This window comes from Variovorax sp. GW823-FHT04F07 (assembly GCF_058795995.1).
Genome location: NZ_JBXAIG010000001.1, coordinates 196,877 through 219,628, shown reverse-complemented (window position 1 = coordinate 219,628; position 22,752 = coordinate 196,877). Strand labels below are relative to the sequence as shown.

Genomic DNA, 22,752 nt, shown 5'->3' with positions numbered 1-22,752 from the left:
CTCAGCGAAAGCCCTTGGCCAGCGCCCGCGTGACCTCGGCCGAGGACACCTCGCGGCAGCCGGTGGCGTTCTGCCCCGACCACAGCGGAGAAAAATCGCCGCTGCCCTGCGCCTCGGCCTTCGCGCGTAGCGGCGCGATGCCCGAGGTGGCGAGCGGAAATTCCGGCGCCGGGCCGATGGGCCCCAGCTCGCGCATCACGCGGTTGACGATGCCGCGCGCGGGTCGGCCGGTGAACAGGTTGGTGAGCGCCGTGTGGCGCGCGGCCTCGCTCTTCAGCGCCGCGCGGTGCAGTGCGCTGGTCATGGCCTCGGGCGTCAGCAGATAGGCCGTGCCGACCTGCACGCCGGCCGCGCCCAGCGCCATGGCCGCAGCCACGCCGTCGGCATCCGCGATGCCGCCGGCCGCGATCACCGGCACCTTCAATGCGCGCACCAGCTGCGGCAGCAACGCGAAGGTACCGAGCTGCTTCGTGAGGTCGTGCGACAGGAAATGGCCGCGGTGCCCGCCGGCCTCCAGCCCCTGCGCAATGACCGCGTCGACACCCTTCGCCTCGAGCCACAGCGCTTCATCGACGGTGGTGGCCGAAACCAGCACCTTCGCGCCCCAGCCGCGCACCTTGGCCAGCAGCGGCTCGGGCGGCAGCCCGAAATGGAAGCTCACCACCGGCGGCTTGAACTCGGCCAGCAGGTCGGCCACCTCGGCGCTGAAGGGGTTGCGCCCGGGGCCGGTCGGGATGCCCGCGGGGTCGATGCCGAACTCGGCGTAGTACGGCCCCAGCGCGGCGCGCCAGGCGGCCTCGCGTGCCTCGTCCGGCGTGGGCGGTGTGTGGGCGAAGAAATTGACGTTGAAGGGCTTGTCGGTGCCCGCGCGGATCGCCGCGAGCTCGCTGCGCATCGCATCGGGGCCGAGCATCGCGCACGGCAGCGACCCCAGCGCGCCTTCGTTGCACACCGCGATCGCCATCGCGCTGGCCTGCGCGCCGGCCATCGGCGCCTGGATCAATGGAAGTTCGGTGCCGAGGATCTGTTGCAACGTCGTCATTCGGGGTGCGCTCCTGTGTCCGTGTGTCGAATGCACGGCATTGTCCGGCCAAGCCGTTGAGCGCGGCGCCCGCGGGGTCATCGGGCAGCGGGACAGGTCAGCAGCAGCGCGCAGCCTGCCGCAGGCTCACTCCTCGCTGGTCCATTCCACCTGCACGCCCAGGCTGCGCAGGTTCTCCACGAAGCGCGGGTGCGCGCGCCGGATCGGCGTGGCGTTGCGGATCTCGGACTTGCCTTCGATGCTGGCGGCCACCATGAACAGCGCGATCGCCACGCGGATGATGTAGGGGCTCTCGACCACCGCCGGCGTGAGCGCGTGGCCGCCGAAGGTGATGAGCCGGTGCGGGTCGGACGAGAACACATGCGCGCCGAACTTCGACAGCTCGCCGGTCCAGCCCAGCGCGCCGTCGTACACCTTGTTCCAGAACATCGCGTTGCCCTGCGCGCGCACGCCCAGCGCAATGAAGATCGGCAGCAGGTCGACCGGGAAGTACGGCCACGGCGCGGCCTCCACCTTGGTGAGCACGTTGCTGGTGAACGGCGTCTGCACCTTCAGCGGGCCGCTGCGGATGGCGCGCGACCAGCCGTCGGCATGCTCGATCTGCACGCCGAACTTGGCAAAAGTGCGGTCGATGAGCGGAAAGTTGCCCGGCGCGCTGTTGCGCACCACGACGTCGCCGCCGGTGATCGCGCCCAGCGCCAGGAAGGTGGTGATCTCGTGGAAGTCTTCGTCGAAGCGGAACTCGCCGCCGCCCAGCGTGCCCCCGCCATGCACCGTGAGCCGCGACGTGCCCATGCCCTCGATGCGCACGCCGATCATGGCCATGAAGCGGCAGAACTCCTGCACGTGCGGCTCCGAGGCCGCGTTGGTGAGCGTCGAGGTGCCGCCCGCGGCGGCCGCGCACAGCACGAAGTTCTCGGTGGTCGTCACCGAGGCGTAGTCCAGCCAGTGGTCGGTAGGCGTGAGCCGGCCGGGCGCGTACACCAGCAGCGAGCCCTCGGTGCGCTCCACCTGGCCGCCGAAGCGCTGGAACACCTCGACGTGCGGATCGATCTCGCGCACGCCCAGCGTGCAGCCCTTGACGTTGTCTTCCAGCCGCGCCACGCCGAAGCGCGCCAGCAGCGGCGGCACCAGCATGATCGACGAGCGCATTTCCTCGGGCAGGCGGTGGAGCGCCGCATCGAAGGTGGTGGCGCGGTGGTGCAGCTCGAGCGTGCCGCTCTCGTGGTCCATGCGGACCTCGCTGCCCAGCGTGCGGAAGATGTCGAGGATCTTGCGCACGTCGGTGATGTCGGGCACCCCGTGCAGCCGCAGCGGCTCGCCGGTGAGCAAGGTGGCGCACAGCACCGGCAGCACCGCGTTCTTGTTGGCGGAGGGAATGATGCGGCCGCGAAGGGGCGTACCGCCGTGCACGATGAGGTTGGACATGAAGGGGGGCGAACAGAGGGGGCGAAGGCACGAACTGTTCGCGCCGGACGGCGGAACTTTACCGTTGGAAACGACGGGTTTCCGGGGGCTCAGTTGTAAGAATTTGGAAACGCCCGCGGCGCGCCGGTGCGGCCGCGGCGTTGCCCGGGAGGCCCGTCAGGCCTTGCGCTGGAAGCCCGGCGCCTGGTCCACTTCGGTCGGCTTGTAGATCTTGTGCGCTGCCGTCGCGCTGCCCGCGTCGGCCACCACCAGCAGGCGCCACAGCGGCTCGCGCACGGCGCACATGCTTTCGTCGGGCGTGAGCGCGAAGGTCGGCAGCGCCGGGGCGGTGCCCTTCACGACCACCTTGAGCAGCATCGCGCCCTTGGCGTTCGACACCTCGATGTCGTAGCCCAGCGCCTTGCTGGTGACGTCTTCCGCGTTGTAGCCGTAGCCCTTGAAGTGGCCCATGACATAGGCCATGGCGGCGGCCTGCACGGCGTCCGTCGTGGTCGGGCCGGCCGGGGCCGCGTCGGCGTCGTCGGCCGCCGGCACGCCGCCACGGGCCTTGGCGGCCGTGATGTCGGCCTCGGTCGGCACCCAGCCGCGCGCGCCGCGCACCAGCACGGCGAGTTGCTGCTCGGGCTCCCAGCTCGCGACGTGCCATTCGGCGTCGTCGCGCACGCGGGTCGACACCTTGGCGCTCTTGTTGCTCTCGAGCTCGGCGATGGCGACGCGGTTGGTCTGCAGCACGGCGCGGAAGCCCTGGCCGGCGTCGAAGGTGCGCTTGAGCAGGGCCAGGCGGTCCTTGGCGCGCTGCGCCTGCTGGGCGCTGCGCACGCCGCCGCCGGGGCGGCGCTGGGCGTCGAGCGATTCCAGGTAGAACCAGCGGCCACCGGCCGCCACGCTCACGTACTCGCCCCAGATGGTGGCGATGACGTTGTCGCCGGTGGCGAGCCAGGCGTGCTCGAACGGCTTGTCGCGTGCGTCGAACACCCCCATCTTGGCGACGATTTCGACCGGCGTGAGGCGCGGTCCGGAGAGCCGCATCTCATCGATGGCGGCGAGCACGGAGGGGTCGACTTCCTTGTCCATTCAGCGGAATTCTGGCGAGTTGGGAGGGGGTGGGAGTATGCCGCATCGGCCGTCGCTCCCCGGTGCCCGGCGCCGCGCCGCGTGTACCCTCCGTGCCTTGAAAGCCCCCGCATGCACGACCTGCTGACCTCCTATTTCTGGCACGGCGACACGCTGCGCAGCCGCAGCGTGAGCGGCGTCGTGCACGCGGCCCTGCTCGACGTGCCCGAGCCCCCGGCCCGCCTCGTGGCCGACTGGCAGCGGGAGATCGCCACGAACGTGCCGCTCGAACCCGGCGATGTCGAGCCCATGCCGCTGGCGCGTGCGCGCACGCGCTGGCCCGACTACGCGCAGTGCGTGCAGGCGATGTCCGGCTGGCTGGGCACGCTGGGCCTGCCCGCGTCGCTGCTGCCCGCCAGCGACGTCGCCCTGATGGCCTGCCGCGGCGCGCGCTACCACCACGACGGCGCGCAGTACGGCGGCGCGGCCTTCTGCAACCTGTTCCTCAGCGAAGACAAGGGCCTGGACGTGCATTTCCCCGTCACGGGCCATCGAATTCCGCTCACCCGGGGTACGGCCCTGCTGTTCGACACGGGCCAGCCCCACGCCGTCGTGCCGCGCGGCAGCGTCCACGGCTTCGATGCAGCCGATTTCCCGTCTTCGATCGATCGCACGCAGCTGTTCCTGACCTGGGAGCTGTCGATCGAAGACGCACAGGTGGCGCGCCTGCTCGGCGTCGGCTTCGATGTCGATCCGGTCACCGCGTCGCGGCTCGATGAAGAACAGGTGCGGGTGAACGGCGAGCAGGCCGAGATCTGCGCGAACTCCGGGCGCTGGCGCAGCGGCACGTAGCGAACGAACGATCAATCGCCCTGGCGGTAGTGAGTCCCCGGCCGCGCCGCCGAATCGATGATGTCCCGCCACGACTTGCCCGCGCTGCGCAGTTGCTCGATCGACGGGCCCAGCGTGTTGCCGTAGCGGCTGTGCGACCTGGCTTCGAGGGCCTGCAGCTCGTGCGAGGGCGTCAGTGCGCGGTAGTGCAGCTTCAGATCGTCCCGCTGCGCGAAGATCCAGCGCGCCACCTGTTCTTCACTCACGCCATCGGCCAGCATCCGCGCAGCGGCAGGCCCCAGCTCGGCCACGGCCGCTTCGTAGGTCTGGCGTACGTTGAGGTCTGCCATGCGGACTCTGGAGTGGATGTGACGGGCGAGTCGGCCCATTGTGCATACGACGAGGGCGCTACAGTGGCTGTCCCCTCATCTCTTTTCGTGCATGCCCGGAGCCCCGACGATGCGCCACCTCTTCAATGTGTTCGGCCGCACCCTGCGCGTCGAAATGACCGATGCCCGCTGGCGCAGCCACTGGGTCGGTGCCGACGGAAAACTGGGCCTCGCCCAGCTCGCGATTCCACCGGACGTGGCGCCGGCCGACCTCGCGCAGTACCTCTACGACATCTACCACGAGAACGCGACGCCGACGAACGGCGATGTCTTCGAGATCGGGGCGAAGTGAGCCCGGCGCGGCTATCGCTGCGCGGCCTTCGATGACGACCGAAACGCCAGCCAGGCCACGCCGCCAAACGCCAGCACGAACACCAGCAACGGCCCCACCTCCCGGGCCCTGAAGCCCTCGCTCACGAGGTTGCCAAGCAAGGTCCACGGCACCAGCGGAAACGCGAGCAGCACCACCACCGCAGGCACATGCGCGTGCAGCGGAAAGAGAACCAGCGCAAGGCCCGTCGACAGCAGGCTCGCCACCAGGTACGCGAACAGAAGCTTGAACACCACTTTCATGCTGCGATTCTGACCGCCTCCTTGCCCAAGCCGGGGTGACAGATGACACGGCAATCTGCTACACCTCGCGGTACCCACCCGTCCCCCTGCGCAAGGAGATCCGACCGATGGCCCCAGCCAAGAAGCGCGTCGCCGCGAAGAAGCCCTCGCCCGCTGATACGAAAGTCCCCAAGATGCCGCACGGGGTGCTGACGCCGGCGCTGTCGTCCGGCAGCGTGCGGCTCCACGTGACCGGGCAGATCAAGCTGCTCAACAGCTGGGTCGATCTCCCGCCCGAGATGGCCGCCGCGATGGTGGCGCAGTCGGCCCATGCCGATGCGCCCGCCGCGGGCCACCTGCCGGGCGAGGCCTCCCCTGCCCTCACCGCCGCACTCGCCGGCACGGCCGACGCGCTGTGCACGCGGCTCTCGCCGGTGTCGACCTTCGGGCTCGCGCAATTGCAGCGCCTACCGATGGACGTGGAGACCTCGATGGACCCACGCCTGCAGCTGGCGGTGATGAACCGCCGCGCGGGCAAGCAGAGCATGCCGATCTCGTCGGCCGACGGCGACTCGGTGCCGGTGGTGGCGCGCGTGACCAGCCATGCCGAGTGGGCCGACATTCCCGACGTCGATGCGGGTTCCGACATCGGCACCGCCGACGACGGCACGGTGCTCGTCACGGGCCGCATTCCGCTGGGCAAGGCAGAAGTCATTCGCCAGCATCCGGCCGTGCTCAGCATGAAGGCCTCGCAACCCGTGCTGCCGGCGCTGAACAACACCATCGCATCGATGGGCGTGCAGGCCGACAACCCCGCGCTCGCCGGCACGGCGGGCGGCGCCGGCGTGGTGATCGGCGTGGTCGATTCGGGCGGCGACTTCGCGCACCAGAACTTCCTGAAGGCCAACGGCAAGACGCGCCTGCTGGCGCTGTGGCAGCAAGGCGCGCCGGCCAAGGCGAACAGCCCCTACGGCTACGGCCGGCTCTTCGAGGCGGCGGACATCGACAAGGCGCTGAAGAAGGCCGATCCGTACAAGGCGCTGGGCTACGACCCCGGCGCGGGCATGCCGGGCAGCCCGGGTTCGCACGGCACGCATGTGATGGACATTGCCGGCGGCAACGGCCGGGGGTCGCTGCAACCCGGCGTGGCGCCGAAGGCCGACCTGATCTTCGTCGAGATGTCGGCCCGCGACATCGCCTGGACCGGCCACAACGCCGTGTTCAGCTCCTTCGGCGATTCGGTGCAGATGCTCGAGGCGGTGAAGTTCATCTTCGACCGCGCCGGCGACAGGCCCTGCGTCGTCAACCTGAGCCTGGGCACCAACGGCGGCCCGCACGACGGCACCTCGCTGGTCGAGCAGGGCTTCGATGCGCTCGTGTCGCAAAAGCCCAACCGCGCGATCGTGCTGGCGGCCGGCAACTCGCAGGAAGACAACACGCACACGGCGGGCACGGTGCCCGGCAACGGGCACCTCGACGTGTCGTGGACCCTGGTCAACGGCAAGGGCGGCGAGTTCGAGCTCTGGTACGGCGGCGGCCAGCGCCTGCGCGCCGAGCTGCTGGGCCCCGACGGCGAGGTGTTGGCCAGCGTCGCACCGGGAGAAAACTTTCCGCTCGGCGCGGGCAACGGCGAGATCGCCGCGTTCCTCAGCAGCCGCATCACCGACCCGAACAACAAGGACAACGTGATCGGCATCTGGCTCGCACCCAACTGGCCCGACGGCGAGTTCAAGGTGCGGCTGCACGCCCTGGCCGCCGACGACGTGCCGTTCCACGCCTGGATCGAGCGCCTGGACAGCGGCCAATCGTACTTCGGCCAGCCGGTGAAGTCGCACCTGCTGGGCTCGCTGTCGACGGGCAAGCTGTCGATCGTGGTCGGCGCCTACGACGCGCGCAAGACGGGCGAGCCCGCCGCCAGCTTCTCGAGCGCGGGCCCGACGCGCGACGGCCGGCCCAAGCCCGAGGTCAGCGCCCCCGGCGTGCAGGTGAAGGCCGCGCAGTCGCGCACGAAGGACGGCATGGTGAAGAAGTCGGGCACCAGCATGGCGGCACCGGCGGTGACGGGGCTGGTCGCGCTGATGCTGGCCAAGGCCCACAAAGCGGGAAAGAAGCTGACCATCGCCGACATCCGCGCCAGGCTGAAGGCGGGCGTCAAGCCCGGCGCCGGGCCGGCCGGCGGGGACCCGCAGCGCGGCGACGGCCGCGCCGGCAGCGGCGCGATCTGACGATCCAGCCATGACCCCCACGCCCGGTGCGGTTGTGCCGAACCCGAGCGGGGGGTGTAATCTGTGTTCCCGCCCCCATCTGCCCTCTCATGCCCATCGATTTGCGCTCGCTCAAGAAGCTCGACTTTTCGGCCGCCCCCGCGCCGGTGTCGGGCGAGCGCGTCGTCGTGCTGGTCAAGCTGTGCGAGGGCGCCGAGCGCCCGGACTACATCGCCGCGCGCGCCGACATCTCGCCGGGCCTGTTCTCTGCCGAGATTCCGCTCGACAAGCTCCAGCAGCTCGAAGCCGACCCGGCCGTCGAGTCGGTCGAGCTGTCGCGCCGGCTGCCCAACATCTCCTGATTCCCCTGACAAGCGACCCACCCGGGTCGCTGCCTTCGCGCATGCCATGCCGGCAGGCGCCCGCACACGCGTGCCCCACAACCCCTCCCAAGGAACACCCATGAAAGTGCTCGACGATGCCGCGCGCGCGGCGGTCCGGTCGGTGATCGCCACCCACCAGGCGCAGCTGGCCGCCCTGCCCGGCTACGTGGCGGCGGAGCCGGGCTTTCCGCTGGTCGATGGCCGGTTCCTGCGCGAGCCCGCCGTGATCGTGCTGGTCGACCGCAAGCGCCCGTTGTCGGAGGTTCCCGTGGCCGAGCGCGTGCCCCGGCAGCTCGGCCCGTACCGCGTCTGCGTGATGCAGGCCGACCCGGCGCGGCAGCTGGCCGCCAGTGCGGACTTCGAGGACACGGTGAACGCGCTCGCCGAAGCCGCCGTCGGCCTCGTCTACAAGCCGCCTGCGGGCCAGCCCATCGACAAGGTCTACAACGTGAAGCAGCCCTTCCTGTGCCACGTCGGCCCCGATGCGGGGTGGCCGGTGCTGAGGCCCTTTCTCGAAGGCACCACGCGCTCGCTGTCGGTGGCGATGTACGACTTCAACGCCGACCACGTCGCCCAGGTCTTCATCGACCTCGTGCGCGACGGCGGCATCGCGGCGGCGCTGAGCTGGGACGACGGCATGACGAAAGAAGAACAGGTCATCCGCAAGAAGCTGCGCAAGCTGCAGCAGGAGGCCGACTTCAGGGCCTGGCTCGTGCAGTGCGGCAAGGGCCGCCGCTTCGCCAGCGCATACCACGAGAAAGTGGCGGTGCGCGACGGCAAGGCCTTCTGGCTCTCCAGCGGCAACTGGAGCAAGCGCAGCCAGCCCGACATCGACCCCGTGGCCACGCCCGCGCAGGCCAAGGGAATGTTCAGCAAGGGCAACCGCGAGTGGCACGTGATCTGCAACGACGCCGTGCTCTCGAAAGTGTTCGAGAAGTACATCCTGCACGACCTCAAGGCCTCCGAGAAGGAAGAAGCCGACGGCGCGGCCGACGCGGCGCTGGACGTGGCGCCCAAGCTCACGTTGCCCGATGTGTTCGTGCCGCTCGACCACTTGCTGGAACAGGCCGTGGCTTTCGCAGGCCCCGTCGTGCCGGTCGAACCCGCGCGGCTGCCGGCGGTGAAGACCACGGTGAAAGTCCAGCCCGTGCTCACGCCGGACAACTACCTGCCGCACATCAACGCGCTCATCGACAGCGCGCAGACCTCGCTGTACCTGCAGTTCGCGTACATCACCTGGAGCGATGCCAACAAGGACGCCGACTTTCGCGCGCTGCTGCGCAAGCTCGCACAGCGCAGCACCGAGCCGGACCTCGACCTGCGCATCATCCTGGGCAGCACCAGCGCGGCCGACAACATCCGCAAGCTGGTCGAGGCGGGCTGCAACCAGGACGTCTTCCGCGTCCAGGGCAGCATCCACAACAAGGGCATCATCGTGGACGGCCAGGCGGTGCTGGTGAGCAGCACCAACTGGTCGGGTGACGGCGTGCTGCGCAACCGCGACGCAGGGCTGATCATCCACAACGAAGAGGTGGCGCAGTACTACCAGCAGGTCTTTCTCGACGACTGGGATTCACGCGCCAAAAGCCGCGTGGACGACGATCCGCCGGTGACGCTGGCCTCAGCCGGCGCGCCTACGCCGCCGGGCATGGTGCGCATGTCGTGGAGCGACTATCACGGGTGAGGCAACGGGGCGTCCGGTGCCGCCTCGATGAAATCCACCGAGTGCAGCACCCGCCGCAGCTCCGGATCGTCCGAGGCCTGCCACGCCGGCAGCTGCGCCAGGAAGTGCGCGATGAAGCGCGCCGCCGCATGCGACGGCGCTTCCTGCGCGCGGCGCACGATGCCCACCACGTTGCTGTGGAAGCGCTCGCGCAGCTGCAAGGTCACGAGCGCATGGCGCAGGCTCTCGGTTTCCACCAGCGGCCAGGGGCAGAAGGTGAGCATGTCGGTCTTGCGCACGAGGCCCAGCATCATCGACGGTGAATGCGCCAGCTGGATGCGCTGCACCGGCGCGGCCAGGCCGTGCTGGCGGAACAGGTTGTCCAGAAAACTCGCGCCCTCGCCCGGCGTGAAGTTGAGCACCCAGTCGTCCTGCAGCAGCTCGGCCATCGACTGCGCGCCGGCCCTCGGATGGCCGCGGCGCGCCACCACCGTCATGTCGTAGCGGAACAGCGGCTGCGCCTGCAGCCCCTGCATGGCCTCGTCGGGGCCGATGCGGCCGATCAGCAGGTCGAGGCTGCCTTCGCGCAGCCGCGGGTAGCTGAGCGCCGACAGACCGTCGAACATCTCGAGCTGCACGTGCGGCAGCTCTTCGCGGAACAGCGACACCACGCGCGGCAGCAGGGTCTGCGTGATCCAGGGCGTGATGGCCACGGTCAGGCGCTGCTGCGCGCCGGTGTCGCGGTGGCGTGAGAGCGTGTCTTCGGCCTGGCGCAACTGGGCCAGCACGCGCTGCGCATGCTCCAGCAGCTCCAGCCCGGCCGGCGTGAAGGCGATGCCGCCGCCGTGGCGCGTGAACAGCGCCACCTGCGCATGCGCCTCGAGTTCGCGCAGGCCCTGCGTGACCGTGGCCTGGGTGACGCCCAGTGCCCGCGCGGCGGCGCGGATGCTGCCTTCGGAGGCGACGGCGGCGAGATAGCGGAGCTGGTGCAGCTTCATGGCGGCCGATTATCCGCAGCCGTCCGCAGCGACAGGCGCCGCCCACCTCCGCATGGCGGCGCCTGTCTGCCCCGGCGGGCAGCGAATTCCTAGACTCGCCGCAAGACAGCAAGGAGACAGATTCCCCCATGACGACCTACACCGTCGACAACGCCGCCGCCCTCGAGAGCGTGCTGCCCGCCGTGCGCGAGGTCGCGCCCGAGATGGTCGGCCTGCGCCACCGCATCCACGCCCACCCCGAACTGGCCTACGAAGAGCATGTCACCAGCGAGCTGGTGGCCACGCGCCTGGCCGAGTGGGGCTACGAAGTGCACCGCGGCCTGGCCGGCACCGGCGTGGTGGGCACGCTGACATGCGGCACGGGCACGCGGCGCCTGGGCCTGCGCGCCGACATGGACGCACTGCCGATCCAGGAAGCCACCGGCCTGCCCTACGCCAGCCAGGTGCCCGGCAAGATGCACGCCTGCGGCCACGACGGCCACACCAGCATCCTGCTGGCCGCCGCGCGCGTCATCGCGCAGGAGCGCAACTTCGACGGCACGCTGCACCTGATCTTCCAGCCGGCCGAGGAAGGCCTGGGCGGCGGGCGCCGCATGGTGGAAGAAGGCCTGTTCGAGCGCTTTCCCTGCGACGCCATCTTCGCGCTGCACAACATGCCCGGCTTTCCGGCCGGCAAATTTGGCTTCAAGGAAGGCTCGTTCATGGCCTCGTCCGACTCGGTCACGATCACGGTGACGGGGCGCGGCGGACACGGCTCGGCGCCGCACCTGTCGGCCGACCCGGTGGTGGCGGCGGCGCACATCGTCGTGGCGCTGCAGACCATCGTGTCGCGCAACGTCGACCCGCGCGAGATGGCGGTGGTGTCGGTGGGCGCGATCCACGGCGGCGACGCGCCCAACGTGATTGCCGACAGCGTGCAGATGCGCCTCACGGTGCGCGCCTACCGCCCCGAGATCCGCGCCATGCTGCGCGAGCGCATCACCGAACTGGCGCAGGCGCAGGCCACCACGCTCGGCGTGAAGGCCGAGGTGGACTACCACTGGCGCTACCCCGCGCTGGTGAACGACGAAGAGTCCACGCGCTTCGCACGGCAGGTCGCACACGACTGGCTGGGCGACGACGGCCTGCTGCCGCCGCTGGCGCCGCTCACGGGCAGCGAGGACTTCTCCTTCATGCTGGAGCGCTGCCCCGGCAGCTACCTGATCGTGGGCAACGGCGAAGGCGAGCACCACCGCACCGGCGGCTGCATGGTCCACAACCCCGGCTACGACTTCAACGACGCGATCCTGCCGATCGCGGCCAGCTACTGGGTGCAGCTGGTGCGCCGCTTCCTCGCCGCGCAGGCCTGAGCGGGCCTTCTCCTTTCCCACTCTTTCGTACTGGAACCGCGATGACCCGTCTTCCTTCTTCCGTTTCGCGCCGCGTGGCACTGAGCGCGCTCGGCGCCGCCGCCTTCTGTGCCGCCGCCCCCGCGTTCGCACAGGGTACCTACCCCGCCAAGCCCATCAAGCTGCTGGTCGGCTACGCGCCGGGCGGCTCGGTCGACATGGCCGCGCGCGTGGCGGCGGACATTCTTTCGGCCAAGCTCGGCGCGACGGTGGTGGTCGAGAACGTGACCGGCGCCGCCGGCGTGGTCGCCGCGCAGCGCGCGGTGAGCAGCCCGGCCGACGGCTACACGCTGCTGGCCGGCTCCAGCAACGAGATGGCGGCCACGGTGCTCGTGAACCCGGCGCAGCGCTACGACCCGGTGAAAGACCTGACCCCCGTCAGCCTGCTCGCCGTCGCGCCCGTGCTGCTGGTGGCGAGTCCGAAGGTGGGCGTGAAGAACCTCGACGAGTTCATCGCGCTGGCCAAGCGCAACCCCGGCAAGTACAGCTACGGCAGCTCGGGCGTGGGCTCGACGCTGCACTTCGTGGGCGAGCAGATCAAGCAGCGCGCGGGCCTGTTCCTCACGCACATTCCCTACCGCGGCACCGCGCCGCTCACGAGCGACCTGGTCGGCGGCACGCTCGACTTCGCGATCGTGTCGCCCACCGCCGCGGCGCCCTTCCTGCAGGGCGGGCGGATCGTGCCGCTGGGTGTCTCGTCGGCCAAGCGCTTTCCCGGCCTGCCGCAGGTGCCGGCGCTCGGCGAGCATCCGCAGCTGAAGGGCTATGAGCTGAGCGGCTGGTTCGCGCTCGCGGGCCCGAAGGACCTGCCCGCGCCCATCGTGCAGAGCCTGCGCGCGGCGCTGCAGGCCGGCCTGGCCGACCCGGCGATCCGCCGGCGGCTGGAAGAAGGCGGCTCCATTCCCGCAACGGGCAAGGAGGACCTCGGGCAGATCATGCGCGAGGACACTGCCAAGTACGCAACGCTGGTGAAGTTCGCGAACATGCGCGACTGAGGCCCGCCGGCCCGTTTCAGCGCGGGGCGTCACCGCCCTGCCGCTCCTCCACCCACCACTTCGCCTGCGCGGCATTCATCGCGCGCGCGTTGACAATCATTTCCTCGATCTGCGCACGCGTGGCCGGCGAATCGACCATCCACGCGGTCTGCACGGCATGCGCGGGCCCGCCTTCGGCAAGCCGGTATTCCAGACAAAAACGAACCTCATTGCTCATCGGTGATCGAACCCTCTCTCTGCCACCGATTCTGTCTGACTCAAGTGAAACAGAACGCTTCTTCGATGCGTCGCAGCCACAGGAACCGATGGCGTTTTGAGGCCATTCGTTCACAATGATTGCACCGTTGTTGCAGCGGAAAGGAGTGTGAAACCATGTTCGACTTCTTGTTTCGGCCCACCCACACAGCCTATTTGAAACGTGCCTCGGCACTGCTCGAAGAGGCGCAGATGGCACGCATCGAACACCAGGCTGCCGCAGAGCATCACAGCGCCCTCGCCCGCATGTACGCGGAACGTGCCCGGCGGCTCGAGAACGAGCTGTACCGGCAACCGCGCGCCGCGGAGCACGGCACCGAGGCAGTGGCGGTCGCGGTGGAAGACCGCCCGCAGCTGTACTCGCTGGATGGCAGCCGCAAGGCGACGACGCATCCGGCCGGCAGCTGACGCCGGCCCGCGCGATCGCCTCGAGGTCGCGCCCGGCGACAAGGGCGCGGCTGCGCCGATGCGGTGGTCTGTGGTGATGTAATCCGGCTCCCCGGCCCTCACCGCGAGAACCCCATGCGCTTCATTGCCCGCTTCGCCGCCTGCGCGGCCCTGGCCCTGTCCCAAGCCCACGGGCAAACCGCCGCGCCTTACGACGGCCCGCTGTTCGACACCCATCTGCACTACAACCAGGAAGCCTGGGACGGCAATACCGGCCCCTTCCCGCCCACCGAGGCGCTCGCGCGCATGCAGCGCAACCAGGTGAAGGCCATCATCGCCAACTCGCGGCCCAATGCCGGCACGCAGACCCTCGCCGCCGCGCGCGAAACCCGCGCCGCCGGCGTCACCGTGGTGCCCTTCGTGCGCCTGTACCGCAACCGCGACGACTACAACAACTGGTTCCGCGACGAAAGCATTCACGAGATGGTGCTGGCCGAACTGGCGCGCGGCACCGCCAGCGGCCCCTACCGCGGGCTCGGCGAATTCCACCTGTACGAGAGCGCCAACGCCAACGGCCCCGTGGCGAAGAAGCTGATCGCGCTGGCCGAAGAGAAAAAGCTCGCGGTGCTCGCGCACGTGGACGACGTGGCCGTCGACCTGCTGATGGCGAACGCGCCGTCGAAGGGCCGTGCGCTGCGCCTCATCTGGGCCCATACCGGCATCGGCGGCACGCCGGTCGAGCGCGTGCAGGCCATGCTGGAGCGCTACCCGCTGCTGATGGGCGAACTCTCGTACCGCCCCGGCCTGACCTGCGAGGGCGGGCGTCTGTGCCCCGAGTGGCGCGCGCTGATCCTCAAGCACCCCGACCGCTTCATGGTCGGCTCCGACACCTGGGTCAACCAGCGCTGGAGCGCCTACGACGAGATCATGCGCGGCTACCGCACCTGGCTGGGCGACCTGCCGCCCGCCGTGGCGCAGCGCATCGCCTGGGGCAACGCGGCGGCGCTGTTCGACCTGCGCTAAGACCGACCGTCTGAGGCGACCTGATCGCGCCGCGCGGCCACCTCGCGCAACCGCTGGTGCGCGGCGCCGTCCCATGCGACCGGCTGCTGGTTCTTCGCGCACAGGTAGTGGTGCGTGAACACGCCCAGGTAGGCGTCCAGCGTCTGCTGCGCGGCCTGCTCGCCGGCCAGGTCCATGCACATCGCCGCCACTTCGCTGGTGCAGAAGTGGTCGCTGCGGCCGGAGTTGCGCAGCTTGTACTGCGTGATCTGCGCCGGCTGCAGGCTCAGCACCGGCAGCGGGTCGAGGTAGGGGCTGCGGCGAAACATCTTGCGCGCCTCGGCCCAGGTCGCATCGAACAGGATGAAGAGCGGACGCTTCGCGACACCGCCACCGGCCGCATCAGGCGACGAAGGAACGCCCAGCACCACGCGCTCGGGCGCCGCGTACTGCCCCGGGAACACCACATAGGGCTGCCATTGCGGGTCGCCCAGCAGCGCCAGCAGCGCGGGATCGGTCTCGGTGCGGGCCCAGCCGAAGGCGAAGGTGTCGGGCACCACGTCGGCGACCAGCCACCCGGTGTTGGTGGGCTTGAGCGGCTCGATGTCGGCCATGAGCAGGCACACCCCCGCGCGCGTGGCCACCGGAGGGCGCACGGCGCACATGCAGTGGCTGGGCACCAGGCGGCAGCCCGCACAGCGCTCGCGCTTGAAACCGCCACGGGCAAGAAAAGGCTTGGCGCTGCGCGCCAGGCGCGCGGCGCGAAGGAGGGAGACGGCGTGAGGCATGCGCCGATTCTCGGTGGCGTGGCCGCCAGCGCCGTGCGGCGGCATGCGCCGGATCGCTAGGGCCTGTTCACACTATTTCTAGCGTCGCGTTGGCTGGCAAAGGGGCTGGCTGCAAGGCGCCCGTGCGCAGCAAGGCTGAAGCCTTGCAAGCGCGGGCAACGCCGCAGACGGCCCCTTTGCCAGCCAACCCGAAGGGAAGGTCTGCCACGGCGGGCCACTCGGCGTTGCGCTCCTTGCGTGTGCGCATGCACACGCGGCGTCACGCGCCTTGATTGGCCCGCCGTGGCAGACCTTCGCGACGCCAGAAATATTGTGAACAGGCCCTAGACCAGCCGCAGGTCCTTCACCGCCGCACCGCCGAACACCCGCGCCACCTGCGCCGTCGACAGCCCGTACATCCGCTGGAACAACCCGCCCAGCACCGCCCGGTACTCGTTGAGCACCGCGTGGTCGCGGTTCTGGAACAGCGTGGCCTGCGTCAGCGGCTGCTGCTCGCCCACGACGCGCCCGCCCGCCTGCGCGGCCAAGCCGCCGCCGAGCACCCAGTACACGGTGCCGTGCCCGTGGTCGGTGCCGCGGTTGCCGTTCTCGCGGAAGGTGCGGCCGAACTCGCTGACGACGACCACCACGGTCTGGCGCCAGGCGGACTCGCCCATCTCCTGCGCGAAGCCGGCCACGCCGCGGCCCAGTTCTTCGAAGCGGTTGGCCAGGTAGCCCTTGGCCGCGCCCTGCCCCACGTGCGTGTCCCAGCCGCCGACGTCGACAAAACCGATGTCGAAGCGCTCGCGCATCAAGAGCGCCATGCGGCGCGCGACCTGCTCGAAGCCCTTGGGGCTCATGGCGTTGCGGCTGGCGGCGTCCATCTCGGCCTGCATGGCGCGCACCACCTCGTCGCGCACCTGGAAGCCCTCGGCCACGGGCTGCGCGAGCGCGGTGTTGCGGTACATCGACGCAATGATCTGGCTCTGCCGCGCATCGAGGGCCTGCCGCGCCACGCCCGCGAGCGCCATGTTGGCGGCCTTGGCGTCGTCCCCGCGCAGCACGATGGGCAGCTGGTCGGTGAAGGCGATGGGTGACACGTCGGCCAGCGGCCCGGCGCCGAGCACGCCGGCCAGCCGGTTGAGAAAGCCCGAGCGGTAGTCGCGCCGCGCGTTGTCGGGCGCCACACCGAGCTCGATGGCGTCCTGCGTCTCGAAGTGGCTGCGCGTGAGGTCGTCGGTGCCGGCGAAGGCGATGAAGGCCGCCTGCTTGCGCTGGTACAGCGGCAGCACGCTCTGCGCGAGCGCGGGGTGCAGGCCCCAGTCGCCGCCATCGAGCGGCAACGCGCCGTCGGGCGTGCCGGGCCGGGGGATGGCGATGTTGGGCCGCGAGGCGTAATAGAAGTCGCTGTTCGCGGTGGGCACCAGCAGGCTGGTGCTGTCGTAGGCGCCGCGCAGGAACACGACGAGCAGCTTGGTGCCCTCGGCCGCGGGCGCGGCAACCACGCGCGCGGCGGCACCGGCCAGCGGCGTGGCGGCCATGAGTTGCAGCAGGTGTCGACGTTGCATGACGGTCCCTCTTTTCAGCGCCGCATCAGCTCGGGCGATGCGAGCAGGAAGGTGTTCCACTCCGGCGGGTTCTTCGCCTGCGCGAGCGCCTGCTGCGTGTCGGCGCTCAGGCCGGGCTGCAGCGCATGCACGGCGCGCGATTCGGCCAGCGGCGGAAACGGCGGCTTCTCGAGCGGCGCCTTGTCGTCGGTGCGGAACAGCACGGCGCCGCCCGTGCCGATGGCGCGCGCAATCTCGAAGCGGGTGTTCATCTGGCCCGCGCTGGCCCAGGCGGCCTCGTTGAGCGGGTAGCCGTCGGGCGTCTCGTGGGCGTACAGGGTCTCGCCCATGCGGTTGATCCAGCCAATCATCGGCGTGGTGTTGAGCACCACGCGCTCGTCGTAGGCCAGCCGCACGCCCGCCACCGCGTAGTGCACGGGGTCGCGGAACTTGCGGCCCAGCGAGGCCGCGAACTCGCGCGATTCGAACAGCGTCTGCAAGGTGGCGGCAATGTCGCCGTCGCTGCGCGTGAAGGTGGCGGCCATGCGCTCGACCAGCGCGGGCGGCGGCTCGTCGGCCACGAAGTAGACGGCGAGCTTGCGCGAGATGAAGCGCGCGGTGGCCGGCGCGCGCGCCAGGCGGTCGAGCGCCTCGTCGGTCTCGGCCAGGCCGCGCGCCTGGATGGGCTGGCCCAGGAAGGTCTTCGGGCCGTAGTCGTGCCGGTTCGGGTGGAACTCGAACAGGCCCTGGCGCACGTAGTCGGCGCGCACGGCCGGGCGCACCGCGGGCGGCGTCGCGTCGGGCGGCTGCACGCTGACGCCCACGCCGGTCAGCACGCGCGCCAGTTCCTGCACGTCGGCCTGCGTGTAGCCGCCGCCCACGCCCAGCGTGTGCAGCTCCATGAGCTCGCGTGCGTAGTTCTCGTTGATGCGGTTGGCGGCGTTCTGCGCGTTGTCGAGGTAGCGCAGCATGGCCGGGTGCCGCGCGGTGGCGCCCAGCAGGTCGCGGAACTTGCCGAGCGCGTGCGGGCGGATGGCGTTCTCTTCGTAGTCGCCGACCATCGCGCGCACCAGGTCCTTGCGGATGCTGACGCTGAAGTGGTTCATCCAGAACCAGGTCATCTGCTCCTGCAGCTGGTTCGGCGAATACAGCGCGCGCAGCAGGAAGCGCTGCTGCGCCTCGCGCGCGAGGGTGTTGAGTTCCTGCTGGTAGGCCGTGCGTGCCGCCTTCTTCGCTTCTTCGTCGGGCATGGCGTCGGCGGCCTTGCGCCGGGCATCGAGCGCGAAGACGAGCTGATCGAGCGGCGTGCGCGAGATGGCCATGGCGTCGATTTGCGCCTGCGCCGCCGCGGGCAGCGGGCGCGGCGCGGGGCGCAACTGGCGGCCCATCCAGCGCGGCAGGCCGTCGCGCACCAGTTCGGCCTGGCTGCCGGCGTTGGCGCCCCAGCTCACACGGTCGAGCCAGCGCAGCTGCGCGGCGGGCGTGTCGGCGGCATGGCCCAGCGCCGTGAGCGGCGGGCCCTCGGGGCGCAGCAGGCCGGTGGAGCAGGCGGTGAGCGCCAGCGCGGCGGCCAGCGTCACGGCGATCGCGCGCGAACGGTGCAGCTTCGGAAACGGCATGCGGTCGATCATGAACCGATCAACCGCTTCGCGATGTAGGCGGTTGACCGACCTCGGCCCGCGCTCAGGTAAAGCTGAAGGTCAGCTTCGTTTCAGGACGAAACGGCAGGGCCGCGGCCCTGCGCCCTCCGCATCGTCAGGCCGTGGCGGTGCGGCTGGGCTCCGCGCCCGCAATCTGCCGCAGCGCACGCTCGAACACCTCGACCGGCTGGCCGCCGGAGATCAGGTGCTGGTCGTTGATGATGATTGCGGGCACCGAATGGATGCCGGCGTCGGTGTACAGGCGCTCGCGTTCGCGGGTCTCGGCCGCGAACTCGTCGCCGGCCAGGATCTCGCGGGCCCGCGCCGCGTCGAGCCCCGCCTCGGTCGCCGCGCGCACCAGCACGTCGGTATCCGAAGGGTTCTGGCTGTCGGTGAAGTAGGCCTTCAGCAGCAGCTTCTTGAGCGCCACCTGCTTGACCGGGTCTTCCAGTTCGGCCCAGTGCAGCAGGCGGTGGGCGTTGAAGGTGTTGTACACGCGGGGCCGGCCCCCGGCGCTGAACTCGAAGCCGACGGCCGCGCCGCGTTGGCGGATCGCCTCGCGGGCCTGGGCCTGCTGCTCGCGCGAGGAGCCGTACTTCTGGTTCAGGTGCTCGAAGGTGTCCTGGCCTTCGGGCGGCATCTGCGGGTTCAGCTCGAAGGGCTGGAAATGCAGCTCGGCCGTGACCTCCGGCGCCACCCGTTTCAGGGCGGCCTCGAGCGAGCCGAGGCCCACGGCGCACCAGGGGCAGGACACATCGGAAACGAAATCGATCTTGAGATGGGCGGTCATGGCGCCATTCTTCATGGCGCCACAACCCCTTTGTGCGCGCGGGGTCTTCAGGCCATGGCCTTGCGGCGCTCGCGCTCCGTGCGGGCGCTGGCCAGCGTTTCTTCGCGCAGCCGGTCGTACTCGGCCTTGTCGACCGGCACGGCGTTCGGGTTGCCCAGGTCGTGCATGTGGACGCGGTAGGTCTCGCGGGCGCTCATGGCGGCCAGCGCGGCCAGCACGGTCACGGCGAAGGTGATCGCACCCACGGTGAACCAGATGTTGGTCGAGCCCGGAGGCGCCACGGCGGCGAACAGCGCGGGCAGCAGCGCGGTGAAGGTGGTGCCGATGTTCTGCGAGATGGCCATGGCCGACACGCGGTTGCGGGTGCGGAACAGCTCCGGGTAGAAGCTCGGGAAGGTCGCGTTGTAGCCCTGGTACACGATGCCCCACATCAAGAGCGACATGCAGATGGCCAGCGGCACGTTCTTGATGCTGATGGCGTACAGGTACACGAACGACAGCAGGCCCGAGGCCAGTGCGCCCACGATGATCGGCGGCTTGCGGCCGATGCGGTCCGACAGGTTGCCCACGAACGGGATCACCAGCACGGCCAGGATGTTGCCCAGCACGGGAATCCACAGGTACACGTCTTTCTGGAAGCCGATGCCGTAGGCGGCCTGCACCGCGTAGGCCGCGCCGAACACGGTGGCGACCACGGGAATCACGTTCATCAGCGCCATGCAGATCACGCGCAGCATGTCGCCCCAGCTGTCGGTCAGCGCCTGGACGATCGGCGCCTTGGCCACTTCGCCCTTCTGGTCGACTTCGGCGAAGGCCGGCGTCTCGTCGACCTCGCGGCGGATGATGTAGCCGGCCACGATCACGATGAAGCTCAGCAGGAACGGAATGCGCCAGCCCCACGAGTTGAAGGACTCTTCAGGCATGTAGTGCGCCAGCGGCAGGAACACGGCGGCCGCCAAAATCTGGCCGGCCTGCACGCCCTGCAAGGTGAAGCTCGCGAAGAAGCCGCGACGCCCGAACGGCGCGTGCTCCAAAATCATCGAGCTCGCGCCCGAGATTTCGCCGGCCACCGCGAAGCCCTGCACCAGGCGCAGGAACACCAGCAGCGCCGGCGCCAGCAGGCCGACCTGGTCGTAGGTCGGCAGCAGACCCACGGCCACGGTCGAGAAGCCCATCAGGAACATGCACAGCACCAGCACCTGCTTGCGCCCGTGCGTGTCGCCCCAGTGGCCGAGCACGAAGGCGCCGATGGGGCGCGCGACATAGCCCACGCCGTAGGTCGCGAGCGACGCGATGATGGCCGTGGTCGGGTCGCCCTTGGGAAAGAAGATCTGCGGAAAGATCAGCGCCGCGGCGGTGGCGTAGATGAAGAAGTCGTAGTACTCCAGCGCCGAGCCGATCCAGCCGCTGGCGGCGGCTTTCCTCGACTGGTGCTTGCCTTGCGGCTCTTTGGCGGATGGGTGGGCCATGGGTTGTCTCCAGTGGTGTGACGAAGGTGTCGGATGCGAGGGGAAAAAATCAGTCTTGTTGTTGGGGCTGCTGCGCCTGCGACGCCATGCGCGCGGGTGCGTTGAGCGCGCCGTAGGCGTCGTAGCCGCCCACGCGCTGCGCGACCTCGAAGAAGAGGCCGCCGTCGAAACTCTCGGTGTAGATGTGCAGGTAGTCGCCGGCCGCCGAGCGGTCGAACAGCACGCCCGTTTCGCGCATGCGCGCCAGCAGCTCGGGCGCCACGTCGATGCGCGTGGCCAGGTCGTCGTAGTAGTTGTCCGAGATCGGCACGAAGCGCGTGCCGTTGGCGCGCAGCCGGGCCACGGTGTCGAAGATGTCGTCGCAGTCGAGCGCGATGTGGTGCACCGCGCCGCCGCCGGTCACGCTCAGCGTGCGCGCGGTGCGCGTGCGCTGGCTCAGCGACACGTTCAGCACCAGGCGCAGGCTGCGGTCGGCATTGGCCACGCCACGGCTGCGGATCAGGCCGAAGGGGTCGGCCAGCTCCAGGCTCTCGCCGGGCTCCAGGCCGAGCACGGCGCGCGTGAACAGCACCCAGGTGTCGAGCTGGTCGAGCGCCAGGCCCAGGGCGACGTGGTCGATGCGCGTGAGGCCCGCATCGCTGTCGCCCGGCCCTGCGTCTTCGAGGATGAAGTCGGTCTCGTACAGCCCGTTGGCGCCCAGCGCCTCGGGCACGAAATGGATCAGGTTGCCACCCGGCGCCACGATGGCCGGCACGCGCAGCTCGTTCGGCCCGACCGGGCTGTCGTGGCGCTGCGAGCGCATGGCGCTGGCGCGGCCCACGGCCGCGAGCGGGTCGGCGCAGCGCACGCCCAGCGCGCACACCGAGGTGCCGTGCGCCTCGAAACGCTGGCGCGCAAACGAATCGGGCTGCGCATTGACGATGAAGTGGATGCCGCCCTGGCGGTACAGCGTGACGGCCTTGGAGCGATGGCGCCCCACGCGGCGAAAGCCCAGTTGCCCGAGCAGCGCGCCGAGCGTGACGGTCGAGGCCTCGTCGGCCGCGAACTCGATGAACGACAGCCCCGAGAGCGCCGGCGCCGACGGCGGGTTGAACAGCTCCACGCGCTGCGGCTGCACGGGGGCATTCCCGTTGGCGAGCCGCTCGCGCGTTTCGCTTTCGAGGTACAGCAGCGAACGCATCGCATCGACGGCGGTGCGGCGGTTCGGCGTCTCGCGGAAGATGTCGTTGAAGATCTCCAGCGACAGCGGCCCGGTGTAGCCCGCGCGCAGCACCTGTTCGAAGAAGCCGACCACGTCGAAATCGCCCTGCCCCGGGAACGAGCGGTGGTGGCGCGCCCACTGCAGCACGTCCATCGACAAGAGCGGCGCATCGGCCATCTGCACGAAGAAGATCTTCTCGCCCGGAATCGCGGCGATGCCCGCCGGATCGTCCTTCAGCGACAGCGTGTGGAAGCTGTCGAGGATCAGCCCCAGGTGCGGGTGGTCGGCGCGCTGCACGATGTCCCAGGCCTGGGCGTAGCGCGAGGTGTGGCGGCCCCAGGCCAGCGCCTCGAAGCCCAAGCGCAGGTTGCGGCGCGCGGCGCGCTCGGCCAGTTCGTGCAGCTGGGCGGCGGCGCGCGCCGGGTCGTTCACCGACAGCGGCGAGGTGTTGGAGCAGCACAGCACCAGCGGCGCGCCCATGGCTTCCATGAGGTCGAACTTGCGTTCGGCGCGCTCCAGGCTGCGGTGGAACTGCGCTTCGGGCATGCCTTCGAAGTCGCGGAACGGCTGGTACAGGTCGATCGACAGGCCCAGGTCGGCCACGATGCGGCGCAGCTCGGCGGCGGTGCCGCGGAAGTTGACGAAATCGGCTTCGAACAGCTCGATGCCGTCGAAGCCCGCGGCCGCAATGGCTTCGAGCTTCTGGCGGAGGGTGCCGCTGAGCGAGACGGTGGCGATGGCGCGGTGCATGGGGATGGACTGTAGAAA

Annotated in this window: 22 protein-coding genes; 9 read left to right on the top strand and 13 right to left on the bottom strand. The window is 70.0% G+C overall.

Going from position 1 to position 22,752, the window contains the following annotated elements:
• Position 1: 1 nt before the first annotated feature.
• From AC1RAA_RS01030 to AC1RAA_RS01020, 3 genes are all read right to left on the bottom strand, one after another.
• Positions 2-1,042: an NAD(P)H-dependent flavin oxidoreductase gene (locus AC1RAA_RS01030; protein WP_492685322.1), complete on the bottom strand. Its 1,041-nt coding sequence runs from the start codon at positions 1,040-1,042 to the stop codon at positions 2-4.
• A 126-nt stretch (positions 1,043-1,168) separates the two neighbouring features.
• On the bottom strand, positions 1,169-2,470 hold the full coding sequence (locus AC1RAA_RS01025) for a UDP-N-acetylglucosamine 1-carboxyvinyltransferase (RefSeq protein ID WP_390344806.1): 1,302 nt from the start codon (positions 2,468-2,470) through the stop codon (positions 1,169-1,171).
• A 156-nt stretch (positions 2,471-2,626) separates the two neighbouring features.
• The gene (locus AC1RAA_RS01020; RefSeq protein WP_070059389.1) at positions 2,627-3,544 is read right to left on the bottom strand and encodes a protein NO VEIN domain-containing protein; all 918 of its coding nucleotides are present in this window, start codon (positions 3,542-3,544) and stop codon (positions 2,627-2,629) included.
• A 111-nt stretch (positions 3,545-3,655) separates the two neighbouring features.
• On the opposite strand from AC1RAA_RS01020, the gene AC1RAA_RS01015 reads away from it, so the two are divergent.
• A complete protein-coding gene (locus AC1RAA_RS01015) occupies positions 3,656-4,375 on the top strand; it encodes a hypothetical protein (RefSeq protein ID WP_492725999.1) in 720 nt (239 codons plus the stop codon).
• 11 nt (positions 4,376-4,386) lie between these two features.
• Here the strand turns inward: AC1RAA_RS01015 and AC1RAA_RS01010 are convergent, their stop codons facing one another.
• Positions 4,387-4,704, bottom strand: a complete 318-nt coding sequence (locus AC1RAA_RS01010; protein ID WP_492725997.1) for a hemagglutinin — start codon at positions 4,702-4,704, stop codon at positions 4,387-4,389.
• 109 nt (positions 4,705-4,813) lie between these two features.
• Between AC1RAA_RS01010 and AC1RAA_RS01005 the strand changes: the two genes are divergently transcribed.
• On the top strand, positions 4,814-5,035 hold the full coding sequence (locus AC1RAA_RS01005; RefSeq protein WP_143599026.1) for a DUF7661 family protein: 222 nt from the start codon (positions 4,814-4,816) through the stop codon (positions 5,033-5,035).
• Between the two features lie 11 nt (positions 5,036-5,046).
• Here AC1RAA_RS01005 and AC1RAA_RS01000 read toward each other — a convergent pair whose 3' ends face one another.
• Positions 5,047-5,316 (bottom strand): hypothetical protein, encoded by a 270-nt coding sequence (locus AC1RAA_RS01000; RefSeq protein ID WP_492725995.1) that lies wholly within the window; start codon positions 5,314-5,316, stop codon positions 5,047-5,049.
• A 107-nt stretch (positions 5,317-5,423) separates the two neighbouring features.
• Between AC1RAA_RS01000 and AC1RAA_RS00995 the strand changes: the two genes are divergently transcribed.
• The 3 genes from AC1RAA_RS00995 to AC1RAA_RS00985 all read left to right on the top strand — a co-directional run bounded on the left by AC1RAA_RS00995 (position 5,424) and on the right by AC1RAA_RS00985 (position 9,566).
• Positions 5,424-7,520 carry a S8 family serine peptidase gene (locus AC1RAA_RS00995; RefSeq protein WP_492725993.1) on the top strand — a complete coding sequence of 699 codons (2,097 nt, stop codon included), beginning with the start codon at positions 5,424-5,426 and terminating at the stop codon, positions 7,518-7,520.
• An 89-nt stretch (positions 7,521-7,609) separates the two neighbouring features.
• The gene (locus tag AC1RAA_RS00990; protein WP_070095020.1) at positions 7,610-7,861 is read left to right on the top strand and encodes a cell division protein FtsQ/DivIB; all 252 of its coding nucleotides are present in this window, start codon (positions 7,610-7,612) and stop codon (positions 7,859-7,861) included.
• Positions 7,862-7,961: 100 nt separating this feature from the next.
• Entirely contained in the window at positions 7,962-9,566 is a 1,605-nt protein-coding gene (locus AC1RAA_RS00985; protein ID WP_492725991.1) for a phospholipase D-like domain-containing protein, read from the top strand.
• On the opposite strand, the gene AC1RAA_RS00980 is transcribed toward AC1RAA_RS00985, so the two are convergent.
• Positions 9,557-10,543, bottom strand: coding sequence for a LysR family transcriptional regulator (locus AC1RAA_RS00980; protein WP_492725989.1), 987 nt, complete (start codon positions 10,541-10,543; stop codon positions 9,557-9,559). The genes AC1RAA_RS00985 and AC1RAA_RS00980 overlap by 10 nt on opposite strands.
• Before the next feature lie 128 nt (positions 10,544-10,671).
• Between AC1RAA_RS00980 and AC1RAA_RS00975 the strand changes: the two genes are divergently transcribed.
• Positions 10,672-11,892 carry a M20 aminoacylase family protein gene (locus AC1RAA_RS00975; RefSeq protein ID WP_492725987.1) on the top strand — a complete coding sequence of 407 codons (1,221 nt, stop codon included), beginning with the start codon at positions 10,672-10,674 and terminating at the stop codon, positions 11,890-11,892.
• 41 nt (positions 11,893-11,933) lie between these two features.
• Positions 11,934-12,926, top strand: coding sequence for a Bug family tripartite tricarboxylate transporter substrate binding protein (locus tag AC1RAA_RS00970; RefSeq protein WP_492725985.1), 993 nt, complete (start codon positions 11,934-11,936; stop codon positions 12,924-12,926).
• Positions 12,927-12,942: 16 nt separating this feature from the next.
• Here AC1RAA_RS00970 and AC1RAA_RS00965 read toward each other — a convergent pair whose 3' ends face one another.
• Complete coding sequence (locus tag AC1RAA_RS00965) at positions 12,943-13,143, bottom strand: hypothetical protein (protein WP_062474379.1); 201 nt, start codon at positions 13,141-13,143, stop codon at positions 12,943-12,945.
• Positions 13,144-13,298: 155 nt separating this feature from the next.
• On the opposite strand from AC1RAA_RS00965, the gene AC1RAA_RS00960 reads away from it, so the two are divergent.
• Together AC1RAA_RS00960 and AC1RAA_RS00955 are read left to right on the top strand one after the other, a co-directional pair.
• Entirely contained in the window at positions 13,299-13,589 is a 291-nt protein-coding gene (locus tag AC1RAA_RS00960) for a hypothetical protein (protein ID WP_062474377.1), read from the top strand.
• Between the two features lie 114 nt (positions 13,590-13,703).
• Complete coding sequence (locus AC1RAA_RS00955) at positions 13,704-14,591, top strand: amidohydrolase family protein (RefSeq protein WP_492725984.1); 888 nt, start codon at positions 13,704-13,706, stop codon at positions 14,589-14,591.
• Here AC1RAA_RS00955 and AC1RAA_RS00950 read toward each other — a convergent pair.
• The 6 genes from AC1RAA_RS00950 to AC1RAA_RS00925 form a co-directional block, all read right to left on the bottom strand.
• On the bottom strand, positions 14,588-15,358 hold the full coding sequence (locus AC1RAA_RS00950; protein WP_492725982.1) for a tRNA-uridine aminocarboxypropyltransferase: 771 nt from the start codon (positions 15,356-15,358) through the stop codon (positions 14,588-14,590). The two genes, AC1RAA_RS00955 and AC1RAA_RS00950, sit on opposite strands and share 4 nt — an antisense overlap.
• Before the next feature lie 323 nt (positions 15,359-15,681).
• On the bottom strand, positions 15,682-16,905 hold the full coding sequence (locus AC1RAA_RS00945; protein ID WP_492725981.1) for a DUF1501 domain-containing protein: 1,224 nt from the start codon (positions 16,903-16,905) through the stop codon (positions 15,682-15,684).
• Positions 16,906-16,919: 14 nt separating this feature from the next.
• Positions 16,920-18,515 (bottom strand): DUF1800 domain-containing protein, encoded by a 1,596-nt coding sequence (locus AC1RAA_RS00940; RefSeq protein WP_492725979.1) that lies wholly within the window; start codon positions 18,513-18,515, stop codon positions 16,920-16,922.
• A 124-nt stretch (positions 18,516-18,639) separates the two neighbouring features.
• On the bottom strand, positions 18,640-19,314 hold the full coding sequence (locus AC1RAA_RS00935) for a DsbA family oxidoreductase (protein WP_095747556.1): 675 nt from the start codon (positions 19,312-19,314) through the stop codon (positions 18,640-18,642).
• Positions 19,315-19,361: 47 nt separating this feature from the next.
• On the bottom strand, positions 19,362-20,783 hold the full coding sequence (locus AC1RAA_RS00930; protein WP_095744853.1) for an MFS transporter: 1,422 nt from the start codon (positions 20,781-20,783) through the stop codon (positions 19,362-19,364).
• A gap of 49 nt (positions 20,784-20,832) precedes the next feature.
• Positions 20,833-22,734 carry a bifunctional sugar phosphate isomerase/epimerase/4-hydroxyphenylpyruvate dioxygenase family protein gene (locus AC1RAA_RS00925; RefSeq protein ID WP_492725977.1) on the bottom strand — a complete coding sequence of 634 codons (1,902 nt, stop codon included), beginning with the start codon at positions 22,732-22,734 and terminating at the stop codon, positions 20,833-20,835.
• Between the last annotated feature and the right edge of the window lie 18 nt (positions 22,735-22,752).